General features: G+C 62.9%; 3 protein-coding genes. All 3 read right to left on the bottom strand.

The genetic code is table 11. From position 1 onward, the window contains the following. Nucleotides 1–379 precede the first annotated feature (379 nt). The gene (locus tag ENZ75_RS24910; protein ID WP_063168591.1) at nucleotides 380–1,303 is read right to left on the bottom strand and encodes an ABC transporter permease; all 924 of its coding nucleotides are present in this window, start codon (nucleotides 1,301–1,303) and stop codon (nucleotides 380–382) included. 14 nt (nucleotides 1,304–1,317) lie between these two features. Beyond that, on the bottom strand, nucleotides 1,318–2,376 hold the full coding sequence (locus ENZ75_RS24905; protein ID WP_013530695.1) for an ABC transporter permease: 1,059 nt from the start codon (nucleotides 2,374–2,376) through the stop codon (nucleotides 1,318–1,320). After that, nucleotides 2,369–3,662 (bottom strand): ATP-binding cassette domain-containing protein (locus ENZ75_RS24900; protein ID WP_128278386.1); only part of this gene is annotated, 1,294 nt, incomplete at its 5' end. The genes ENZ75_RS24905 and ENZ75_RS24900, both read right to left, overlap by 8 nt.

Below are 3,662 nucleotides of genomic sequence, written 5' to 3'. Positions count from 1 at the left end.
ATCTCCCCCTTGAGGGGGGGTGAGGAGTGGTCCGCGCAGCGGACGGAAAGCCAATCGCTTGGCTTTCCGAACGACGAACGCCTGGAACGGAAGCGAAGGGCCGGGTCCGGCAGGCCAGAGGGGGCGGTCCGGCTGGGCTCGGCCTGCTGTTGCGGATGACGTTGGCGCTTTACGCGCGGCGACCCCTCTGTCGTCTCCGTGGCGCTTTGTTCTTGATCTCACGGTTAGTGGCACGCGAATAGGCGTCGAGCGGAGCCGCAGGGTCAGCGCCGGGCGAGGGGGGGACGGCACAGACATCGGCGATCCTTGATGCTTGTCCATGAAATCCGCGAAGTCCAGAAGGATGCGGGCCGCGGGGCTCATGAACCGGGCAAGTTCCTTATTGTTTGTCTTGTCGTAGATAGACCCTGCCGAGGAAGGCCGGCTCGCCGGAGCGCCGGCCGCCCAATGAGCCTGCCACCAGCACGACAAGCGTCAGCAAGTACGGCAAAGTCATCATGAGATAGACAGGAACGTCGGCGCCTATGGCTTGTAGTCTAGGCACAAGCGCATCCGCGCTTCCGAAAAGAAGCGCACCCCAGAGAGCTCGAGCCGCGTTCCAGCGCGAAAAGATGACGAGCGCAACGGCAATCCAGCCGCGCGACGCGACCATTCCCTCCACCCAGACATGACTTGTGGCGACTGAGAGATAGGCTCCGGCGAGACCACAAAACAGCCCGGACGCCAGGACAGCCCCGAACTGAACCAGTTGCACGTCGATACCCGCGACATCCGCGGCGGCCGGGTTTTCCCCGACGGACCTCAACCTGAGGCCATGTCGGCTTTTGGAAAGCCACCACCAGAGCGCGCCGACCAGGATCGGCAGCGCCAGCGTAACCGGGTCCTGCACCGCGAAAATGCGGCCGAATGCCGAACCGCGGTCTATCCCGAAGAGGTCGCCAAGTGTGGAAATGCCAGAAAAGGTCTTCTGCACGTAGGGTCGCCCCACGACCCCGGTGATGCCCAGTCCGATTGCGACGACGGCTAGGCCGGCGAGCGTATGATTGGCGCGCAAGGCGACTGTCGATATTCCAAACAGCAGAGCGAGAGCCATCGCGGCCGCTGAGCCGGCGGCAAGACCAACCCAAGGATCGGCTCCGGAAAGCACCGTCATCGCGCCGGTCATGGCACTGATCGCCATGAGCCCTTCCGCTCCAAGATTGAGAACGCCGGCTCTTTCGCAGATAATGAGGCCGAGGCTCGCCAGCAGCAACGGTGCCGCATAGCTCGGAATGATGGCAATCCAGCCGATCAGAAAATCCATGCAACTGTCCCTTCCTAGTTCTTGGGCCGTTTGAGCGAATAGGAGCTGAAGAACTGCGCCATCAAAATCGACATCAGTACCGCGCCTTGCATCAGCACGATCATCGCTTCGGAGATCGAATAGAAAACCTTCAGGACATTCCCGGCGGTGAACACCGCGCCGAGCGCGAAAGAGATCACGACCACCCACAATGGCTTCGCGCGGGCCAGGTAGGCGATCACGATCGCGCTGAAGAGATAGCCGTTGCCGACGGACTGGTTGAGGCGGTGCTCCGTCCCCGCCACGATCATCATGCCGGCAACGCCTGAGAGAGCGCCGGAGAGCAGCACGAGCCCCACGGCTATGCTGAGCACCGGCAGGCCCGTGGCGAGCGCGGCCTTGGCGTTGAAACCTACAGCATCCGCGTAGAAGCCGACCCGGCTGTGTTCCATGACGAACCAGATGGACAATGCGATAACGGCGACCAGGAAGATTCCGGCATGCAACTGCCCCCATCCCAGAACGAGAAACCAGCTCGCCTCGGGAAAGGTGGCGGTCACGGGAAAGCTGTTGGAAGGGTCTCTCCAGACCCCGAACAGAAGATGCTGCACGAGCAGAAACGCGACGCTTCCCAGCAGCAGGGTCGAAATAACCTCGTTAACGCCCCACTTGAGTTTCAGAAAAAGCGGAATCGCAATCCAGGCGGCTCCCGCAAGCGCCGCCAGAACGAACATCGTCGGCAACCTCAGCACTTCAGGCCCGCTGCCGTTCAGCGCCACCCAGGTTGACGCGATCGCGCCGAGCCATAGCTGGCCCTCCACGCCGATGTTCCAAAACCGCACACGCATGGCAACGCCGGAGGCGAGGCCGACTAGCACCAACGGTAAAGCGGCCGTCGCCGTCTGGGAGAGGCCGTCCGAGGTCAGAAAAGTTGCAATCAGGAACTCATCCACAAGAGCGCTTGCCGGCACGCCCGCATGCACGAGCAGCACCGCCGAAACCGTCAGCCCGACCAACAGTCCGCCAACATAACTGAGACTGGTCAACAAGAAGCCGGGATTTTGCCTGCGAACAAGGAAAGCTGTGTCAAGCATGGCCTGCTAAAAGGCCTCCTATCCATTCAGGCGTGACGTCGCCGGTCTGACGGCAGCCGGCGATCCTTCCTCTGTTCATGACGGCCACCCGATGGGACAGGGACATGACCTCCTGGAGATCCTCGCTGATCAGAAGGCAAGCCGCGCCGGCTTCCACAGCTCTGCGGATCGCCGATCGGACGAACTCGGCCGCTTTCATGTCCAGCCCGCGAGAAGGGGAATGCGCTATGAGAACCTTCAGGCCGTGATCGAGCTCCCGCGCGAGCAACACTTTCTGCGCGTTTCCTCCCGAGAGCAAAGAGGCCGGCCGTTCCGGCGTCGCGCCGCGGATATCGAACGCATCGATGGCCTCGGCGGCCTTCTCGCGCATCGCCCGCCGGCTCAGGAGAAACGGGCCGCCGAAGCTACCGCTGGCGACGGTCGTGAGCGCGAGATTGTCGGCAATGGAAAGCTCCCGGATCAACCCGCTGTCAAAGCGGTCGGAGGGGATGACGCGCAAGCCGGCCTCGCGGCGCTGGTCTGGCTTGGCGGTGGATATGTCCTGGCCATCCAGTACGATCGCGCCGGCGCCGGCACGGTCGAGTCCGAGAAGGCAGGCAACGAGTTCCTCCTGCCCGTTCCCGCCGACGCCGGCGATGCCAAGGATTTCGCCTACATGCAGCTCGAACCCGAGATCGTTCAGGCTTTGCCCGTGAGCGGTCGCCCGTGCGGAAAGCCTTTCCACGCTCAGACACACATCACCCGGCCGAGATAACGGCCTGCCCGCAACCGTCAAGGCATCGCCGACCATCAACCGCGCCACCTCCGCTTCGGTGACGTTCGCAACCCGCGCACCCTCAAGTACGGTCTCGCCGTGCCGCATGACCGTTACCCGGTCGCAGAAAGCGGCAACCTCCCGGAACTTGTGCGTGATCAGAACCACGGCGTGACCTTGCCTCGACAATCGTTGGGCAAAAGAGAGGAGCGTGCGCGCTTCCTCGTCGGTCAGCACCGCCGTCGGTTCGTCCATGACCAGAATTCGGGCGCCCAGAAGCATGACCTTGATGATCTCGGCGCGCTGGCGTTCGGCGATCGAAAGATTCGCTACCAGCTTGTGCGGATCGACGGGCAGGCCGATCTCGCTCGACTTGGCGGAAACGATCGCCGCCGCATCGGTCAGCGTTTTCACAGCAGCCTTGCGGCCGAAGCCGAGGAGAACATTTTCGGCAACCGTAAAACTCTCGACCAGCCGGAAATGCTGATGGACCATGCCGAGACCGGCGGCGGCGGCTTCCAGCGGGCTGCGC

The sequence above is a fragment of the Mesorhizobium sp. M7A.F.Ca.CA.002.04.1.1 genome (assembly GCF_004022805.1).
Classification (GTDB): Bacteria; Pseudomonadota; Alphaproteobacteria; order Rhizobiales; family Rhizobiaceae; genus Mesorhizobium; species Mesorhizobium ciceri.
This window is presented reverse-complemented; position numbering and strand designations above follow the sequence as displayed.

What these genes read in the sequence shown, in the direction of transcription:
- ENZ75_RS24910 (WP_063168591.1), bottom strand. Translation starts at nt 1,303, where the DNA reads ATGGATTTTCTGATCGGCTGGATTGCCATCATTCCGAGCTATGCGGCA.
- ENZ75_RS24905 (WP_013530695.1), bottom strand. Translation starts at nt 2,376, where the DNA reads ATGCTTGACACAGCTTTCCTTGTTCGCAGGCAAAATCCCGGCTTCTTG.